Here is an 18313-nt window from a genome sequence, read left to right on the forward strand (position 1 = left end):
AAGTCATTATTTCTTGATGTGTAAGACCACTTTAAAGTGGCAAGACTGTAAGCCATCCAGTATTATTTATACGGGTTGGCTTTTTGGCATTTCTAAAAAGCCTCATTTCCTATATAATAGATAAACAATGGTAGTAAAAGGAGAGGTTTATTCATGATTTTTAAAGTATTTTTTCAAGAAGATTTTTCGCAAGCACCTGTAAGAGAACGTACAGAATCCTTATATATTGAGGCAGAAAGTGTTAGTGATGTTCGTGCTAAGCTTGTAGAGCAGCCTTATAATATTGAATACATTACACCGCTCACTGGTTCATTCTTAGAGTATGAGCAGCAACGTGAAGATTTTAAGGTTGTGAATGCGTAAATGAAACAAGTTAAAAATAATCAAACCGCCGTATTTGCTCTCGGAGGAATGGGTGAAATCGGGAAAAATACGTACGGTGTTCAGTTTCAAGATGAAATCATTTTAATCGATGCTGGAATTATGTTTCCGGAAGACGATTTGCTTGGTATTGATTATGTGATCCCAGATTATACGTATCTTGTAAAGAACAAAGATAAGATTAAAGGGCTATTTATTACACATGGTCATGAAGACCACATTGGTGGAATTCCTTATTTACTTAGAGAATTAAACATTGATGTATATGGAGGAAAGTTGGCTCTTGGTCTTCTAAAAGGAAAATTAGAGGAACATGGCCTACTTCGTAACGCAAAGTTACACCCCATTTCTGAAGACCAAGTGATTAAGTTTACGAAAACATCGGTATCGTTCTTTCGGACAACCCATAGTATACCTGATTCCTATGGCGTTGTTGTTAAAACGCCTCCAGGTAATGTTGTACATACAGGTGACTTTAAATTTGATTTTACACCTGTTGGAGAGCCAGCGAACTTAACAAAAATGGCTAAAATCGGTGAAGAAGGTGTATTATGCCTCCTCTCAGACAGTACGAATAGTGAAATCCCTGACTTCACTATGTCGGAACGAAAAGTTGGCGACAGCATTAACAACATCTTCCGAAAAGTCGATGGACGCATTATTTTCGCTACATTTGCTTCAAATATTCACCGTTTGCAACAAGTCATTGACGCAGCAGTTGCTAACAATCGAAAAGTATGTGTATTTGGACGTTCAATGGATTCGGCCATCGCGATTGGGCAAGAGCTCGGGTATATTAACGCGCCAAAAAACACATTTATTGAACATTCTCAGCTGAATAAACTCCCTGACCATCAAGTAACGATTCTTTGTACTGGTAGTCAAGGTGAACCAATGGCTGCCTTGTCACGTATTGCGTTTGGCACTCATCGTCAAATTCAGATCATCCCTGGGGATACCGTTGTTTTTTCTAGCTCCCCTATCCCTGGCAATACATTATCGGTTGGGAAAATTATCAATCAACTTTATCGAGCTGGTGCAAACGTGATTCACGGACCGTTAAATGATATTCATACGTCTGGTCACGGTGGACAAGAAGAACAAAAGCTTATGCTACGGTTAATGAAGCCTCAATACTTCTTACCGATCCATGGCGAATACCGGATGTTAAAAACGCACATTAAACTAGCTCAAGAATGCGGCGTCTCACAAGATAACTGCTTTATTATGGACAATGGAGATGTACTAGCCCTGCATCCGAATGAAGCTGGCGTTGTAGGAAAAATTCCATCTGGTTCTGTATACGTTGACGGAAACGGAATTGGCGATATTGGCAACATTGTTTTACGTGACAGAAGAATTCTATCAGAAGAAGGTTTAGTAATTGTCGTAGTTAGTCTTGATATGAAAGAATTCAAGGTAACTGCTGGACCGGATCTCATTTCACGAGGCTTTGTCTATATGCGTGAATCAGGAGACCTTATCCACGAAGCACAAAAATTATTAACCGCCCATCTTCATCAAGTAATGGAAAGAAAGACCAATCAATGGTCTGAAATCAAAAACGAAATATCCGATTTGCTCGGTCCATTTTTATACGAAAGAACAAAACGGAAACCGATGATTTTACCAATCATTATGGAAGTATAAGGAAAAAACGCTGCAGCATGTTGCAGCGTTTTTTGTCGTAAAGCTTTTGAGATCTTCCCGCAAATATGGTACGCTCAATTTTGCATAAAGTAACGAAAGGAATGACACGATGTTAGAGAATGTAAATGACGTTATTTATCATCCTATTACCCAAACGTTATGGCAAATCCTCTTTGCCATTATTATTTATTTTATTGTACGATCCGTTGGGAAAAAGCTTATTAAAAAAGTGTTCAACAAAAAACAAGAAAAGCAAGTTTCACCAGCACGACTTCAAACGTTAGAAAAACTACTGCTTAACGTATTTTCCTATGTCCTATTTTTCATTATTGCCTTCAATATTCTTGATACACTTGGCTTTAATTTAGGACCATTACTTGCAGCTGCTGGTGTCGTTGGCTTAGCGATTGGTTTTGGCGCACAAGGACTAGTTAGCGATGTGGTGACTGGATTCTTCTTACTTTTAGAGCGACAGTTAGAAGTAGGAGACTATGTAAGTGCAGCCGGCGTCGAAGGAATTGTCGAAGAGCTCGGGTTCCGAACAACGATGATTCGAGGATTTGACGGCACGCTTCACTATATACCAAATCGAAACATTACAAATGTAGACAACCATTCAAGAGGAAATATGCGTGCGCTTGTTGATTTAACGATACCCGCTGGAGAAACAACAGAAGATTCCATTCAAAAAATACAAACGGCGATTGAATCCTTTAATCACCCCGCTCTCATTACGAAGCCAGAAGTCATTGGTGTAGAAACAAACGACCTTGCGACTACCGTAATTCGCGTAATTGCAAAGACTGAGAATATGCAGCAATGGGCCGTTGAACGTGAATTAAGAAAGGTCATTCGCGACTACTTTGAAAACGAGCAACAAGACGCTAATCAGGAATCACCGTGATACACAAAGCTTATTGGCAGCAACCCTGTCGATAAGCTTTTTTATTTAAACGTTATAGTAAAAGTAAGCGATTACACTTCGCTGCTTTTTTCACAACAAGGAGGAAAACATTATGTCGTTATTTTTAGAAGGACAAGCAGGTCTTGTAACAGCTGCCGGATCAGGTATCGGCCGAGCGAGTGCTTTGGCATTCGCTCGAGCAGGTGCAAACGTGATGGTTTCAGATATAAATGAAGAAGCTGGTAAAGAAACGCTACAACGAATAAAAGCAGACGGTGGAACTGCCGATTTCTTTCTATGTAATGTTTCAGAAGAATCACAAGTAAAAGCCTTAGTTGATTATACTGTCGAAACGTTTGGTCGCTTAGATTTTGCACATAACAATGCGGGAAAAGGAACGATGACACGCCCCATCCAAGACTCCGATAGCGAAGATTTTGAAAGCGCCATTGATATTACCGTAAATGGTATGTACTATGCATTAAAATACGAAGTAATGGCAATGATTAAGACTGGTGGTGGCGCAATCGTTAATACGTCTTCTGGTGCAGGTTTGCACGGTCCACCGAACATGGTTGGTCACGCGGCTGCCAAATGGGCAGTGAACGGAATGACGAAGGCACTTGCTGTCGAAACTGGTCAATATGGAATTCGAGTAAATTCTATTTGCCCAGGAATGACCCTTACTCCAGCTGTTGAACAAACACCAGAAGACCAGGCCGAAGCTGCCGTTTGGTTATGTTCGCCAATGGCGAAACACATAAGCGGAATTAATATGCCGGTTGACGGCGGCTATGTCGCTGGTAAATAAGAAAAGGTGCTGTTATCGTAACAGCACCTTTTTTCTATCCATTTTGATTGCTTAACGTTTGTTCCACGCGTTGTCCAACTTCTTGTGCACTTAAACCATCTGCTGAAACAATACTCATACTGCCTTGCGGACTCATTCCCGCAACATCTGCATCACGTCCAGAAACGACGCAACAATCGCATCCACTTGCATCCGTTTCGTTTTTAACATGAACCACATCATATCCTAAAGTTTGTAGCTCGTTTTCAATATCTGTTAGTCCAGACTGAACACCAATTTTCGCCATACTAAACCCTCCTTCTATCATTCAGAGTTAGTATGCGCGCTGTTAAATGGATTATTCAGCCTTTGTTCCAAAGTTCGACTTTTGTTGTAAAAACGCACACATATGTTTAACTGCGACTGTAATGGCGTCTTCATTCGGATTAAGTCTTGCATCATGTAAACCAAATGAGCTGTCGACACCTAGCCAAAACATCATTCCCGGATACGCTTTTAAAAAGTAGCCAAAGTCTTCTCCTGTCATGGCTTCCTTTGCGAGAGTGAAGTGAACGTTAGGCTGGTTCTCACTAAATTGAATAAATGCGCTCGTTAGCGCTTCATGATTACGAACCTCGCAATAGTTCGATCCGTAATCAATCGTCGCCTCACAAGAAAAACTTACTTCAATTCCGTTCGTTAACGCTTCGATTCGCTCTTTTACTTTTTTCATCGCTTCCATGGACAGTGTGCGAATCGTCCCCTCTACTCTCGCTTGCCCTGCGATCACGTTCTGCTTTGTACCACCTTGTATCACGCCAATTGTGACGACGGCAGAATCTAGCGGATCGATATTACGAGATACGATTGATTGCAGCTGAGTAACAAAGTGTGCTGCCGCCACCACCATGTCGTTCGCCGTATGCGGGTAAGCTGCGTGGCCACCAGTTCCTTTAAAATCAATAAACAGCTCAGAAGTATTGGCAAAAAGAAGACCAGGCTTCGTTGAGATCGTCCCGACTGGTAAATTCGGATCAATGTGTAGCGCATAGATTTCATCTGGCTGCCATTGGTCCAATACCTGTTCTTCTAACATCGGCTTTGCTCCACCTGGTCCCTCTTCAGCAGGTTGGAAAATAAATAATAAGGATGTTGGAGGCTTCGTTTCACTAAAATGTTGCAACATGCCCAGTGCAATCGTCATGTGAAGATCATGCCCGCAAGCGTGCATACTGCCTTTGTGCTGAGATTCATAGGAAAGATTCGTGTCTTCATGTAGAGGTAAACCGTCTATATCTGCACGATAAGCAACCGTATAAGGTGTTTCCCCTTCAACTTTAACAAGTACCCCTGTTTTCCACGTTGATACGGTTAAACGCTCCTGTCGCATCCCTGCGATTGTTTCTAAAATTAATGCCTGTGTTTTAAACTCTTCAAATCCTAATTCCGGAATTTGGTGAAATTGTCGTCTTAACTGAATCAACTCTTCTTTTTTCATCCATTTAACTCCTGTTCCATTTCAACTAATACAGTTTTGAAACAAGCGATAAACGCATCTACGTCTTCCTGTGAAACAACAAGTGGTGGAAGCAGTCGAATAATCGTTCGCTGTGTGACATCTACAAGTACACCTTTTGCAATCAATTTTTGTTGGATCGTTGCAACTTGTTGCGCATTTAGTTTTGTTGGGAGCCCCATCATCATGCCTTTACCGCGGTAAGATTCAAGTAAAGAAGGAAACTCTTTTTGTAGCGTTTCGAGTGACTCTTGTAAATGTGAAGCGACCGTTCGACTATGCGCCAATAGCCCATTTTCTAAAAGATCAAGAACAGTTAAACCTAATGCACAGCTTAATGGTGATGGAGCAAATGTCGTACCGTGATCACCAGGAACAAATAATTCATTTAAATACGGTTTCACAATCATACCACCGAGTGGCAAACCACCACCAACTCCTTTTGCAAATAACACAACGTCTGGTGTCACAGTTGCTTGCATATATGCAAAAAGGGTACCTGTTCTCCCCATTCCTGTTTGAATTTCATCCATACAAAATAATGCTTCATGTTCTTTGCAGAGAGATTCAATTTGTTGTAAATAGTCATGGGACAATGGAACAACTCCTCCAGATCCAAGGACAGGCTCCATTAAAACTGCGGCAGGCTGATACTGTTCTAAAACCTCTTTCAACCCATGTACATCTTCAGGCTCCACTTCATAAACCGGTAAATCATGTAGTGGAAAATCTTGATACACACCTTCTTGCCTTGTAAGTTTCATAGCACCTAGCGTTCGTCCATGAAAACTTCTCTTCAACACTACAACACCTTTTTTTGCAAAATCCTGTTGCTTACTCCACTTATGAATAAGTTTGATTACTGCTTCTGTTGCCTCTGCTCCAGAATTAGCAAAAAACACTTTACCACCAATTGTTTTTTCTGATAATTTCTCAGCAAGCTCTACTGCAGGCTTGTTAACGTATAAGTTTGAGATATGTAAAAATTTTGTTCCTTGTTCTTGTAAGGTTTCCATAATTGCAGGATGAGAATGGCCAACAATATTAACGGCCAACCCCGTAATAAAATCTAAATAACGGCGATTCTCTTCATCAATTAAATAACTTCCTTGACCTTCTTTAATAACGATCGGAAGACGACGATATGTATTCATTAAGGCCTGTTCATCTCTTCTAAGCCAATCCATGTCAAAGACTCCTTTTTTATGAAAACAGCTTTGCCCAAAAGGCAAAGCTGTGCTATCAAATTAATCTTCGTTTAAACGACGTAGTTCTTGTTTAATTTCTGTTTTACCTTTTGTTTTTTCATCAATCTCTTTAATGACTTTAGCCGGCGTGCCAGCAACAACTGTATTTGCAGGGACATCTTCTGTTACAATCGCTCCTGCTGCCACAACCGCTCCTTCTCCAACACGAACACCTTCTAAAATAACTGCGTTCGCTCCAACAACAACACCATCTTCTACCACAACCGGGGAAGCGGAAGGCGGTTCAATCACACCAGCTAACACAGAACCTGCACCAATGTGACAATTCTTTCCTACTGTTGCACGTCCGCCAAGTACAGCGTTCATATCAATCATTGTGCCTTCACCGATAACGGAACCAATATTAATGCTTGCCCCCATCATAATGACTGCACCTTTACCAATCTCAACTTGATCACGGATAATCGCACCTGGCTCAATTCGTGCTTCAATGTCTTTAAGATCTAGTAACGGAATAGCAGAATAGCGACGATCATTTTCAACAACATAATCTTCAATACTCGCTTCATTTTCTTTTAAAACAGGCTCAATTAATGCCCAGTCCCCAAAAATAACGCCTGTCTGACCATTGAAAAATGTTTGTACAGCTTGATCAAAGGAAAGCTTGTCTAACTCACCTTTAATATGTATCTTAACAGGGGTTTTCTTCTCTGCTTTTGAAATAAATTGAATAATCTCGTTTGCATCCATCATGTTCATCTGTATTGCCTCCTTTTATCACTGTTCATTATGATAAAGTGTGTTAAGAAAAAATGCAATGAACTAGCTTAAAATCCAAATAATAAATGTAATTGAGATTAAGCTGACTAGCGTTGAAACAAGCGTAATCGTTGAGACCAACTTTGGTTTTGCATCAAACCGAACCGCATACATCACAATCGTTGCAGCACTTGGCATTGCCGCAGCAACAATAAGAACATTTCGGAGCATTTCATCGATCGGCAAAAACAACGTTATTCCGTAAGCCAAAAGAGGTGAAAGAACCATACGAATACAAACGCCCACAGTAATTTTTTCCCATTCAAACGATTTCCACTCAATCATCGCTAGCTGCATTCCTAATATAAGCATAACAACCGGAATCGCCGCTTCTGCAACTAAGTCGATCGTGGAAAAGAACGGTTGTGGAAAACGAATAGAAAAAACATTAAGTCCAAGCGCTACGACTGTCGCATACGTAGCCGGCATTTTAAAAATTGCTTTTACCGCAAACGTCATTGATGCTTTCCCTCGCGCCGCATAATAAACCCCGAAGATATTCATAATGATTGACTGAAGAACCATGAAGGTTATGGCTAAATCAAAAGCCGTTTGTCCATATGCAAATAAAATAATAGGCGTGCCATAGTTACCAACATTCATAAAAGCAGTCGACAAAATCATTCCGCTTTCATCTTGAACAGAAAGCTTTCTTATTTTCGCATAAAGTTTCGTTATACTAATAAGAACAGCCATTAGTGCTAATGAAAAGATGACCATAAATAAATAGTCCATATTAAGAGGAGAAGTATAGAAGGTACGAAAAACAAGGCACGGAGTAAGAATGTAAATCGCTAAATTTGAAATTGAGCGGATATCGAGCATACTTGCACGCTGCAAAAGAAAGCCTGCGCCAAAAATAAGAAAGACAGGCAAGACTACTTGAAAAAAAATGGTCACAATATTCAACCTTTCTAGCTGTTAAGAAACAAATTGCGTAACAAAAAGAGTGAGCATTTTTGCTAAATCCACTGTTTCCACGTTCAATTCGTCTTCATTCTGTTGGTTTATGTAAATCAGTTTCACAATCGGCCGATGGGGCAAACCTCGATTTTGCGCAACGACTGTTCCAACCTCACCATTTGAAAGAATGACTTGGCTACCTGTTGGAAATAAAGCCACACATTCCATTAAAGCTGCCATACATAAAGGATTAAATCGTTTAGACGAAAATGCGAGCATAAATTCTAACGCATCAGAAGGATGCATAAGCGATTTTATATTTCGTTGATGGGTTAATTGATCATATACATTTGCAATGGAAACAATTTGCGTTATGTCATGAAGCATATGTGACTTTAATTGTCTAGGATACCCACTCCCATCCACGGTTTCGTGATGGGTTAAGGCAACAAGTGCTGCTAATTGATCAACATGGCTTAATGATTGCAGGTAATTGTACCCTTTCCACGTATGATCATGACCAAGCGGTACCCCTTTTTGTGTATAGTGATGGGAAACCACTTTTCCGACATCATGAAGCAGTGCTGCTCGAATCAATCGTTCTAAGTCTTTCTCTTTATAGCCTAGTTGAAATCCTATACTCGTAGAAAGGAAAGCAACACTTAGCGAGTGAACATAGATCGAGTCATTTCTGCCTTTTAAAAAAGCCAAAGATTCTTGCAATTGCGGGTCTTTTATGACCTGTTGGAACAGCGTTTCGAATCTTTTTTTCCAATCAGACGATTTTTCTTCCACAATCATTTTTAGGTTGGTCATGTATACATGTAAATGGTCGTACGCTTTCGTTTGGTTTTTTGGCACTCGAAGTGGCAAGACATCAATTCCAAATTTCTTTAGCCGTTTTAAGTGCAAGGTCGTTAACGATGCCCCTTCTCGCAAAAGAATTTGTCCATCTACGGAAAAAATTTCTTTCCCTAATAATGCGCCAGGCAACACTTCTTTTAAACGCACATATCTCATTTCACCATTTAGACCCATACACGTTCCTCCCCATCCGTAACGCTTTCATTATTATAGCGAATGAATCCTTTTTTAGAAAGACTATTTAATTGAAAAGGAACTTCTAAAAACACGCTTACAATAAAATCGTAAAAAAAGACCTTTATGAATGTCCTTTCCCATTCATAAAGGTCTTAAGCGATGTGTTGTTATTCTCAGTTTAACTCTCTGCTTTTTCTAGCTGGTGTTGTTCATGTTCATGTGAATCAAACACCACAATTGGTTTTAGAACAGATACGCCTTCTTTTGATAAGATATCAAGAATGTCGTAATTGATTTCTTCTTTCACATCATGCCATTCTGACCAAGCAACGGTTTTTGTAAAGTAATAAATGAAAATGTTGTAGCTCGTCTCACCAAATTCATCAAAATAGATCATGACCGTATCCGTCACCACACCAGGATGACTAATCACAAGCTTTCTTATTTCTAAAACAGCATGCTCTAATTCAGATCGGGTTGTTTCTTGACCAACACCGATTGAATAATTTACTCTACGCATGTTCATTTCTGACCAGTTCGTAATTGCTTCATTCGAAAGGGTTTTATTCGGGACAACGACAATGGCATCATCAAAGGTTCGAATTTTTGTACTGCGGAACGTAATATCTTCTACGGTCCCCTCGACGGAAGCAGACGAAATCCAATCCCCTTTTTTAAATGGCTTTTCCGTAATAATGACAATCCCGCCAAAAAAGTTCGCCACTGTTTCTTGAGCAGCCAAAGCAAAAGCCAAGCCCCCAAGTCCTAAACCTGCGATAAAGCCATTGACATCAACATCAAAGCTTGACAAGACGGTTACAAATGTCAAAGCAATCACGACGAACCGCAAAATGTTTGAAATAAAGGGAAGCAACATATGGTCATCGCTTAACTGTAGTTTCTTTTTTGTGAAAGCCATGAATGTTCCGTGGGTGGACACGTAATTATACAATCCCCATCCACCTAGAATGATTAAGCTGGCGTTAAACAGTCGCATCAACGTAACATTATCCGAAAATTCAACGCCAAAATACGTTAGCGCTACACGCGCCCCAATAATAACAAAGAGAAAACGTAGCGGCTTCTCATAAGAAAGCAAAAGTTGCGTCAGCAATGTAGCATGTGTTTTCCGTGACAACCCTAAGATAATTTTAAACAAATACGTAATAAAGATCTTCCGAAATAGAAGAAATATGGTAAAAATCCCTAGCGCTATTAGAAGGGATAGCCATGGAAATTCTACAAAGAATGTTACAATTGAATCCCAAATTGCATTCATGGTTCATCTCCTCTTACAAATACTCTAACCGTATTCTAGCATGGACCTTCGGAATAGGCTATTGTAAAAGAATGCGAAATAAACGGCCAAGTTTGGACTTTTGACTAATTGTATACAACGTTGGTCGGTTTTCAACATAAACCACTGGCCTTGAGCGAAACATGTACATACAAGCAGAACAAATGCAGATTACACCAATCATGAATAAGATCAAATCCATTCGTTTTTCTTTCACTGTCTCTAGACTCCTTTTTCCTTAGTATGTGAAATGGGCCATCTTTTATTTCTCCATAAATGATTCCGAATCTTAAAATCCGTCTATACTAATAATCGTGACGATTTTGTAGACAAACCTAAACTTCATTAAAAACACACATTTTCTTGTTAAGATAAGAGCGAGAAAAAGATTTGGAGGGTTTCAAGATGAAAAAAACACTAACAGGCTTCATACTACTTTTAGCCTTTATGCTCGCACTGCCAACAAATTTGGCATTCGCTCATTCTCATCAAGAGTCTACTTCACCAAGTGAGCACGAAGAGGTCACAGAACCAGTAGATGAGATTAGCGTTACATTTGATGCTGGGATCGCTACCGGAGATATTGAAGTGACAAACAATACAACAAATGAAGAAATCGAGCCTGCTTCTGTTGAAGTAGAATCAACTGTCATTACAGCTCAATTTGATGAACCACTTCCGAACGGCGAATACATCGTTTATTGGGAAAATATCGGGGACGACACGCACCATGTTGATGGTGAATTTACATTTACCGTGAACGTTCCTGAAGAAGAGTTAGAAGAAGAAGGAACAGCTGAAGAAGACGCGACAAATGAAGATGCGACTGAAGAAGAGTCTACTGATAATGCTTCTGAACAAGAAACAAATGTTGAAGACGAGCAGTCAGAAACAGACAATGCCGATTCTGGTTCTGCCGTCCTATGGATCTCAATTATTCTAGCCGTTTTATTCATTGGTGGTTTAATTGCGTTTGTTGTTTCACGTAAGAAAAAGAAATAACAGTGTTGAACAAGTCATGTATAAAACATGGCTTGTTTTTTTTACCCAATCTCATGCAAAATTCATACAAAAATAAAAGAAATACATAAATTTTCGTTTTGAGATGACAAAGTTTCAGCTATAATAAGAAGATACTGCATGTCAGCACAATTCATTTGATGACAAAGATAGCCCTCTTTAAAAAGTATGCTTGGCTACACTAAAATCATGTGCTGTGTTGTATTAGAGGAGGTTGTCTTATTTTATGCTTAATCGCCCCGTTTTAAAGAAACTGATCATCTTCTTACTAATTGTTGCGGCGGCGCTATTTGTATACTTTAATTTTTCTGCTTTTATGCCCATTCTTTTGGCTTTACTAACCGCAATGATTTTTGAGCCATTTGTAAAATACTTAAAGCGTAAAATGAAAAGTGAACGCAGACTTTTACCCGTTACAATTGTTTTTCTATCATTTTTACTTATTTGCGGGATTTTACTTTTTGTATCGATCCGTTATCTTGTAGAATCAATTTACAGTTGGTCTCTGCAAATCCCTCAATATGCATTTGAAGTACAACAGTTTGCCGATGACATGATTGATGGATTTCAAACAACACTTGAAAGCATTCCACAAGGTACAGCCATTGTCGCAGAATTAGAACGGTTGTCCACTACGATGGTTGACGCTGTACTAGGCATTACCGCAACAGTAATTACATCCGTTGCATCGTGGCTACAATCCATCCCTAATTTGCTTTTTGTTGCGCTAATTTATGTCATCACCCTTTTCTTATTTAGCTTGGACTTACCACGCCTGCTAACGAATACGTTTAATTTATTTAAAGACGACACTTCACAGAAATTACAATTCGTGTTTCGGCGTATGGGAAAAGTCTTCTTAGGATACTGGAAAGCACAATTCATTTTAAGTGTTGGCGTATTTCTTGTCTGTTACATAAGTTTATTATTTATCGCTCCTGGACCTGCGCTCATTATGTCCATTCTCATTTGGGTAGTCGATATCATTCCACTGTATGTAGGGCCAGCATTGATCCTTGTTCCATGGGGATTGATTGCGATGATTATTGGCAGTACAGCACAAGGGGTTCAATTAATCGTTCTTGCGCTCGTTTTATTAATCATTCGCCGCATTATTGAACCAAAAGTATTAGGTGATTCAATTGGCTTAAATGCGCTACCGACTGTTTTGTCCATGTACTTTGGTTTTGTTTTTTTCGGAGTGCTCGGGCTGATTTTAGGACCATTTGTTTATATTGCGATTCGTTCAGCAAAGGAAGCGGGACTGTTTCAATTAACCGCTGAAAAAGCACCTATAACAACGCCAAACACGACTCCTGATTAAAAAGAAGCTACATGGATTCATACTCCATGCAGCTTCTTTTTTGTTATAGTTGTTTTAATGCATCCTCAATTAAGTGATTTCCGCTCGTTAAATCAAAGGCCTGATTAACCGTCGCATCGTCTTCTAAACAAGCGACAATAACGTTCGCGACATCTTCTCTCGGAATATCACCTCGCTCAAGTTCTGTTGCCACTTTCACTTTTCCATTTCCGTCTTCATTCGTCAATCCGCCTGGACGAATGATTGTATAGTCTAAACCACTTTTTTTCAGCCATTCATCTGCATAATGTTTCGCAGCACTATAGTACGGAGCTTTAGACATCCAGTTGTCTCGATTATGAACGCCGATTGCACTTACAATGATAAAGCGATCAACGTTTGCTTGTTTGGCAGCTTCCATTGACTTAATCGCACCGTCAAAATCGATCATCATCGTTTTATCAGCTCCGGTATGACCACCAGACCCTGCCGCAAAAACAACGACATCCATATCTTCCATCAACGAAGTAAGGTCTTCTGTTTGTCCTTCTAAATCCCCGATTACTGCTTGTATCCCAAGATCTTGATAATTCTCATATTGTTCTGTTTTGCGAACCATTGCTGTTGGCGTATGATTTGTATGTTTTTCTAATTTCTGTACTAAGTGACGACCAATTTGTCCATTTGCACCAATGACAAAAACGTTCATGTAGACTCATCCTTTCTTGCTTTTACTACTTATATAGTACCCGTAGTCTATTGGATAAAAACATCAAAGCGTTAAGCAGATTGCTTGCTTCCAGATCGTTCGAGCATTACCGTTAATAATGAAAAAGGAGGAGAAACCATGAATCACTTAATGTCTTCATATAAAATTGGAAACCTAGAACTTAAAAACCGCATCGTCATGTCGCCGATGTGTCAGTATTCAGCGGTAAAAAAAGATGGGATGCCTACAGATTGGCATTTGCACCACTATACAACAAGAGCAGTAGGTGGTGTTGGATTGATCATAGTCGAAATGACAAATATTGAAGAAGATGGTCGAATTTCGGATTTTTGTTTAGGGTTATGGTCCGATGCGCATCGTGATGCTTTTAAACCTATCGTTGACCAAGCACATAAGCACGGCGCAAAAATTGGCATTCAAATTGCTCATGCTGGCAGAAAAGCTGAAGATACGGATTCACCTATTTCAGCATCTCCTATCGCTTACGATGAAACGTTTAAAAAGCCTTACGAAGCATCAGAAAGCGATATTAAACGTTTAGTAATTGGCTATCAAGATGCCGCACGTCGTGCAGTAGAAGCTGGATTTGATGTCATTGAACTTCACGGCGCTCACGGGTATTTGATCCACCAATTTTTATCCCCTTATACCAATCAGCGTCAAGATCGTTACGGAGAAGAACGCACATTGTTTGCAGTAGAAGTCATTAAAGCGATGAAAGCCGTCATGCCGACAGACATGCCGCTTATTATGAGAATATCCGCCATGGAGTATGTGGAAGAAGGATATGAGTTAACGGACGCAGTTGCCTTTTCCCGTACGTTAAAAGAAGCAGGAGTGGATCTGTTTGATGTTAGTTCCGGCGGTGAAGGGAAGCCAAGTTCAACACGTTTTCAGAAACCTTACGCTGGTTACCAGGTTCCTTTCGCCCGAAAAATTCGGCAAGAAATTGGTGTGCCGGTCATGGCAGTCGGTATGCTGGAAAACCCAGAAATTGCAAATGCCGCCATTCGCTCAAATGATGCTGATTTGGTTGCCATTGGTCGTGGGTTGCTTTCTCACCCGTACTGGACGTTTTCAGCAGCAACACAACTCAATTTAGACATGCATGTCCCAAAACAATATGAACAAGCAACTTTTTAATAGCATTTGAGAACGTGCCTACACTCATTATTTCATAAAAAAACTCGTCATACATGGCATGTATGACGAGTTTTTATTAAGATGCGCTGTACAAGATTTGAACTTGTGACCCCTTGCCTGTCAAGCAAGTGCTCTCCCACTGAGCTAACAGCGCTCAACCGTTATGTATGATCAACAAATATTATAGTAGCAAATCATTCTAAAGAAGTCAACTATTCTTTTATTATCCATTAGAATCATTGTACAAATGTGTCGACTACATGCTAGAATACGAGTAATACGATAGAGAGATGGTGAAAGCTGTTGGATTCTGAAAGCTTTAGTACCCCTAGACTACTTTTACGTGAACTGACGTTAGATGATGCCCCTTCGCTTTTACCAATCTGGTCTGACATCCGAGTAACCCGTTACATGAAAATTGACCGATTAACAACAGAAGAAGAAGCACGGCAGCTTATTTCATTATTAAAAAGTCAAATAAAAGCTGGTCAGTCTTCCCGTTACGCTATTATACTAAAAGATACAAATACGGTAATTGGCACATGCGGCTTTGATCGGTTCCATACGGAGCACGAAAGCGCCACTATTAGTTATGAGTTAAGTAAAACGTGTTGGGGAAAAGGCTACGCTTCCGAGGCGCTATTTGAAATCATTAAAGACGGCTTTACTCGTCTTCGCCTACACCGAATTGAAGCAAGAATTGAGCCAGAAAATGATCGATCCTTCCATGCTTTACATAAACTTGGCTTTATGCATGAAGGACGCTTACGCGGCGCATTGAAAAAAGGAGATAAATTTGTTGATCAACTCATTTTCTCCATCTTATCTGAAGAACTTGATTCATCTCTCCGATAAAAAAACCGAACGCCTTACGGGGCGTACGGTTTTTTTACTTTTTCACATCATACCCTTGCTCTTCAATCTCATTTTCCAATCCATCAAGGCTAACGAGGTCTTTTTTATAGCGAACACTTACTTCTTCCTTGTCTAAAGCCACATCAACTTGCTCTACCCCGTCAAGGCTTCCGAGCGCTTGCTCAATCGACTTAACACAATGTTGACAAGACATACCACTTACTTTAATGATTGATTGTTCCATTTTCCTTACCTCCTCATATTTAAAACAGACAATGTGAGCTAACACAACTCACTCGCTTTATTGCCTGTTGCCCATCTTATTTTGAAAACCGACTGATGACATCCATTAGTTCTGCAATGGCTTCATCGCCATTCCCATTCTTTATTGCATCAGACACACAATGTTTAGAATGATCTTCCAACATGGTCATACTCACTTTTCTTAGTGCCGCTTGAATGGCTGATAATTGAATGAGTACATCCACACAATAGCGATCGTCTTCAACCATTTTTTGAATTCCTCGTACTTGTCCTTCAATGCGCTTTAAGCGATTTGTTAATGACGTCTTTTCATCATGATTTCGATGCGTCTTTTGCTCCGTTGTAACGGATTGTTGCTCATGCATTACACTCACCCCGATCTTTCTTTAAGTATACAAGATCCATCTTTGATTGTAAAAACAAGGGTTTCATCATTGACACGCTACAGCCAATGCGATATCTTTTTGATGTAGAAGAACTTACAAGAGAGAGAAACGAATTTATCAATGTATTGGGAGTGGAACTATGGAGAAAGCAACGATTTTTTTTGATATTGATGGGACGCTTTTAGATGACAACAAAGAATTACCTTCATCGACAAAAGAATCGATTAAACAGCTACAACGGGATGGGCATCATGTCGCAATCGCAACGGGTAGAGCCCCTTACTTTTTTAAAGACTTACGAGATGAGCTGAACATCGATTCCTACATTTGCTTTAATGGGCAATACGTCGTCTACAAAGGCGAACTCATTTATCAAGATACATTAAACCCAACAACATTTAGTCGGTTCGAGCGCTATGCTTCAACGTCTAATCATCCACTCATTTTTATGTCTGCAGATGCGTTTACAGCGAATCATGCGGATCATCCAGATATTCGAGAAAGTATGTCATCATTAAAATTAGATTTGCCCACTTATAACCCTAATTATTATGAACAAAGCCATTTACATCAAGCCTTGTTATTTTGCAAACCAGATGAAGAAGCAGACTACCGTGAGCGGTTTCCAGATTTTAAATTCGTACGCTGGCATCCTCTATCTGTAGATGTTCTCCCCGTTAACGGTTCAAAGGCAATTGGAATTTCGAAATTCATTGCACACGCAGGGATTGATTTAAAAAGCGTTTACGCATTCGGTGATCAATTAAATGATCTTGAGATGCTCTCTTATGTTGAACATGGCGTAGCGATGGGAAATGCGCCTCAAGAAGTTCAAGCGCAAGCTCGTTACATTACGAAACATGTAAATGAAGACGGCATCAAACATGGCCTTTCCCTTGTCGGATTGTTGAATTAACACAACAAAGCTATACAAAAAAGAGCACGCAGTAGCGTGCTCTTTCTTTCATACTTATGTAACGATTTCTCAAACGCGCCTAGCAGGATTCGAACCCACAACGCGAGAACCGGAATCTCGTGTGATATCCCCTTTCACCATAGGCGCCAACGACACGTATAAATATACTTGAATGAGAGGGAGTTGTCAATTATAAAATCTCCCTCTAGCCATAATTAAGAAGATTGATGGTTCTTTTCGCCCTCTGCAAACATCACTTTAAAACGCTCGTTAATGTCCTCTTCCTTATACCCTGCTTGTCCAAGACGAACGCCAAAATTCTTCGCATACAGTTGAAGACGCTGAGACATCTTATTATATTTCTTTGCTTCTGTACCTTTTACTTCGCTAGCACGACCGTCTGCGTTTGAAATCACATTCTCCACAACAAACAGCGCTTTCCACAGTGTCTCTTCATCCATACCTTGGTGAATGGTGCTTAACTCGTCAACAACCTCTTTATAAAATTGCTGAAATTCTTTAAACGTAATGTCATCTTCCATGTTCAAGTAATGCTGAATTTTATCATATTGTTCTTGCATGATCTTACCCCCTTTGCTCTTGGTTATTATACCATAGGAAACTTTGGCATGCGACTGTATCGAAAAAAAGAGGACTCCCCCTAAAGAGGAGAAAGTTCCTTTTTAGGTGTGAGTCCTATCGTCTTATTTACAGTGAGAATCAAATGCTTGTTCAAGTTTCTGAACAACTTGAATCGGTTCATGTCCTTCAATTTCATGACGCTCAACCATCATTTGAATTTCGCCATCTTTTAAAAGCGCAAATGAAGGAGAAGATGGACCATATCCTTTAAAGAACTCTCTTGCTCGAGCAGTTGCTTCTTTATCTTGACCAGCAAATACGGTTACAAAGCGATCTGGTGTTGCTTCGTAATTTTTCATATAAGCGGCAGCAGGACGAGCAATTCCGCCTGCACAGCCACAGACTGAGTTCACCATAACGAGTGTCGTTCCTTTTTCTGTTAATGTTTGCTCAACGTCCTCGACCGTTTGTAATTGCGTATAGCCTGCTTGAATCATATCATTTCTCGCATCTTGTACGACATCATTCATGAAAAAATTAAATTGTTGCATGAAATCACCCTCCTTCCCTTATATTTTAGGGGAAACAATTGGTTTGCACAAGTT

The 18313-nt window shown here is 39.9% G+C and carries 21 protein-coding genes and 2 tRNA genes; 9 read left to right on the forward strand and 14 right to left on the reverse strand.

Annotation, left to right across the window (positions count from 1 at the left end; translation table 11 throughout):
* Positions 1 to 153 precede the first annotated feature (153 nt).
* The 4 genes from ABC361_RS12450 (at position 154) to ABC361_RS12465 (ending at position 3746) form a co-directional block, all read left to right on the forward strand.
* Positions 154 to 363: a DNA-dependent RNA polymerase subunit epsilon gene (locus ABC361_RS12450; RefSeq protein WP_413074265.1), complete on the forward strand. Its 210-nt coding sequence runs from the start codon at positions 154 to 156 to the stop codon at positions 361 to 363.
* Positions 364 to 2031 carry a ribonuclease J1 gene (gene rnjA, locus ABC361_RS12455; RefSeq protein WP_413074266.1) on the forward strand — a complete coding sequence of 556 codons (1668 nt, stop codon included), beginning with the start codon at positions 364 to 366 and terminating at the stop codon, positions 2029 to 2031.
* Positions 2032 to 2140: 109 nt separating this feature from the next.
* A complete protein-coding gene (locus tag ABC361_RS12460) occupies positions 2141 to 2935 on the forward strand; it encodes a mechanosensitive ion channel family protein (RefSeq protein ID WP_413074267.1) in 795 nt (264 codons plus the stop codon).
* A gap of 112 nt (positions 2936 to 3047) precedes the next feature.
* Positions 3048 to 3746 (forward strand): SDR family NAD(P)-dependent oxidoreductase, encoded by a 699-nt coding sequence (locus tag ABC361_RS12465; protein WP_413074268.1) that lies wholly within the window; start codon positions 3048 to 3050, stop codon positions 3744 to 3746.
* Positions 3747 to 3780: 34 nt separating this feature from the next.
* On the opposite strand, the gene ABC361_RS12470 is transcribed toward ABC361_RS12465, so the two are convergent.
* The 7 genes from ABC361_RS12470 to ABC361_RS12500 form a co-directional block, all read right to left on the reverse strand.
* Entirely contained in the window at positions 3781 to 4032 is a 252-nt protein-coding gene (locus tag ABC361_RS12470; protein ID WP_413074269.1) for a YkuS family protein, read from the reverse strand.
* Positions 4033 to 4083: 51 nt separating this feature from the next.
* Positions 4084 to 5223, reverse strand: a complete 1140-nt coding sequence (locus ABC361_RS12475; RefSeq protein WP_413074270.1) for an N-acetyldiaminopimelate deacetylase — start codon at positions 5221 to 5223, stop codon at positions 4084 to 4086.
* Positions 5220 to 6428: an aspartate aminotransferase family protein gene (locus ABC361_RS12480; RefSeq protein ID WP_413074271.1), complete on the reverse strand. Its 1209-nt coding sequence runs from the start codon at positions 6426 to 6428 to the stop codon at positions 5220 to 5222. The genes ABC361_RS12475 and ABC361_RS12480 overlap by 4 nt, the downstream gene beginning before the upstream one ends.
* A gap of 60 nt (positions 6429 to 6488) precedes the next feature.
* Positions 6489 to 7208, reverse strand: a complete 720-nt coding sequence (gene dapD, locus ABC361_RS12485) for a 2,3,4,5-tetrahydropyridine-2,6-dicarboxylate N-acetyltransferase (protein WP_099301217.1) — start codon at positions 7206 to 7208, stop codon at positions 6489 to 6491.
* A 63-nt stretch (positions 7209 to 7271) separates the two neighbouring features.
* Complete coding sequence (locus ABC361_RS12490) at positions 7272 to 8168, reverse strand: AEC family transporter (protein WP_413074272.1); 897 nt, start codon at positions 8166 to 8168, stop codon at positions 7272 to 7274.
* Between the two features lie 21 nt (positions 8169 to 8189).
* Positions 8190 to 9209 (reverse strand): HD-GYP domain-containing protein, encoded by a 1020-nt coding sequence (locus ABC361_RS12495; protein WP_413074273.1) that lies wholly within the window; start codon positions 9207 to 9209, stop codon positions 8190 to 8192.
* A gap of 181 nt (positions 9210 to 9390) precedes the next feature.
* The gene (locus ABC361_RS12500; protein WP_413074274.1) at positions 9391 to 10491 is read right to left on the reverse strand and encodes a mechanosensitive ion channel family protein; all 1101 of its coding nucleotides are present in this window, start codon (positions 10489 to 10491) and stop codon (positions 9391 to 9393) included.
* 423 nt (positions 10492 to 10914) lie between these two features.
* On the opposite strand from ABC361_RS12500, the gene ABC361_RS12505 reads away from it, so the two are divergent.
* Both ABC361_RS12505 and ytvI read left to right on the forward strand, forming a co-directional pair.
* Entirely contained in the window at positions 10915 to 11511 is a 597-nt protein-coding gene (locus ABC361_RS12505; protein ID WP_413074275.1) for a copper resistance CopC family protein, read from the forward strand.
* Between the two features lie 244 nt (positions 11512 to 11755).
* On the forward strand, positions 11756 to 12853 hold the full coding sequence (gene ytvI / locus ABC361_RS12510; protein WP_413074276.1) for a sporulation integral membrane protein YtvI: 1098 nt from the start codon (positions 11756 to 11758) through the stop codon (positions 12851 to 12853).
* A 43-nt stretch (positions 12854 to 12896) separates the two neighbouring features.
* Here the strand turns inward: ytvI and ABC361_RS12515 are convergent, their stop codons facing one another.
* On the reverse strand, positions 12897 to 13541 hold the full coding sequence (locus tag ABC361_RS12515; protein ID WP_413074277.1) for an SDR family oxidoreductase: 645 nt from the start codon (positions 13539 to 13541) through the stop codon (positions 12897 to 12899).
* Between the two features lie 138 nt (positions 13542 to 13679).
* Here ABC361_RS12515 and ABC361_RS12520 point away from each other — a divergent pair, with 138 nt between their 5' ends.
* Positions 13680 to 14705, forward strand: a complete 1026-nt coding sequence (locus ABC361_RS12520; protein WP_413074278.1) for an NADH:flavin oxidoreductase/NADH oxidase — start codon at positions 13680 to 13682, stop codon at positions 14703 to 14705.
* 82 nt (positions 14706 to 14787) lie between these two features.
* Here ABC361_RS12520 and ABC361_RS12525 read toward each other — a convergent pair.
* Positions 14788 to 14859, reverse strand: a tRNA-Val gene (locus tag ABC361_RS12525).
* A 149-nt stretch (positions 14860 to 15008) separates the two neighbouring features.
* On the opposite strand from ABC361_RS12525, the gene ABC361_RS12530 reads away from it, so the two are divergent.
* Positions 15009 to 15560, forward strand: coding sequence for a GNAT family N-acetyltransferase (locus tag ABC361_RS12530; protein ID WP_413074279.1), 552 nt, complete (start codon positions 15009 to 15011; stop codon positions 15558 to 15560).
* Between the two features lie 34 nt (positions 15561 to 15594).
* On the opposite strand, the gene copZ is transcribed toward ABC361_RS12530, so the two are convergent.
* Together copZ and ABC361_RS12540 are read right to left on the reverse strand one after the other, a co-directional pair.
* Positions 15595 to 15804, reverse strand: coding sequence for a copper chaperone CopZ (gene copZ, locus ABC361_RS12535; protein WP_099301225.1), 210 nt, complete (start codon positions 15802 to 15804; stop codon positions 15595 to 15597).
* Between the two features lie 76 nt (positions 15805 to 15880).
* Positions 15881 to 16189 carry a metal-sensing transcriptional repressor gene (locus ABC361_RS12540; RefSeq protein ID WP_413074280.1) on the reverse strand — a complete coding sequence of 103 codons (309 nt, stop codon included), beginning with the start codon at positions 16187 to 16189 and terminating at the stop codon, positions 15881 to 15883.
* A gap of 160 nt (positions 16190 to 16349) precedes the next feature.
* Between ABC361_RS12540 and ABC361_RS12545 the strand changes: the two genes are divergently transcribed.
* Positions 16350 to 17126, forward strand: a complete 777-nt coding sequence (locus tag ABC361_RS12545) for a Cof-type HAD-IIB family hydrolase (protein ID WP_413074281.1) — start codon at positions 16350 to 16352, stop codon at positions 17124 to 17126.
* Between the two features lie 74 nt (positions 17127 to 17200).
* Here ABC361_RS12545 and ABC361_RS12550 read toward each other — a convergent pair.
* From ABC361_RS12550 to ABC361_RS12560, 3 genes are all read right to left on the reverse strand, one after another.
* Positions 17201 to 17273: transfer RNA gene (locus ABC361_RS12550), tRNA-Arg, on the reverse strand.
* Between the two features lie 68 nt (positions 17274 to 17341).
* Positions 17342 to 17707: a hypothetical protein gene (locus ABC361_RS12555; protein ID WP_413074282.1), complete on the reverse strand. Its 366-nt coding sequence runs from the start codon at positions 17705 to 17707 to the stop codon at positions 17342 to 17344.
* A gap of 123 nt (positions 17708 to 17830) precedes the next feature.
* Positions 17831 to 18259, reverse strand: a complete 429-nt coding sequence (locus tag ABC361_RS12560; RefSeq protein WP_413074283.1) for a BrxA/BrxB family bacilliredoxin — start codon at positions 18257 to 18259, stop codon at positions 17831 to 17833.
* Between the last annotated feature and the right edge of the window lie 54 nt (positions 18260 to 18313).

Origin of the sequence: Shouchella phoenicis, assembly GCF_047238345.1 — a bacterium.
In the GTDB taxonomy this organism is placed as follows: Bacteria; Bacillota; Bacilli; order Bacillales; family Bacillaceae_D; genus Shouchella.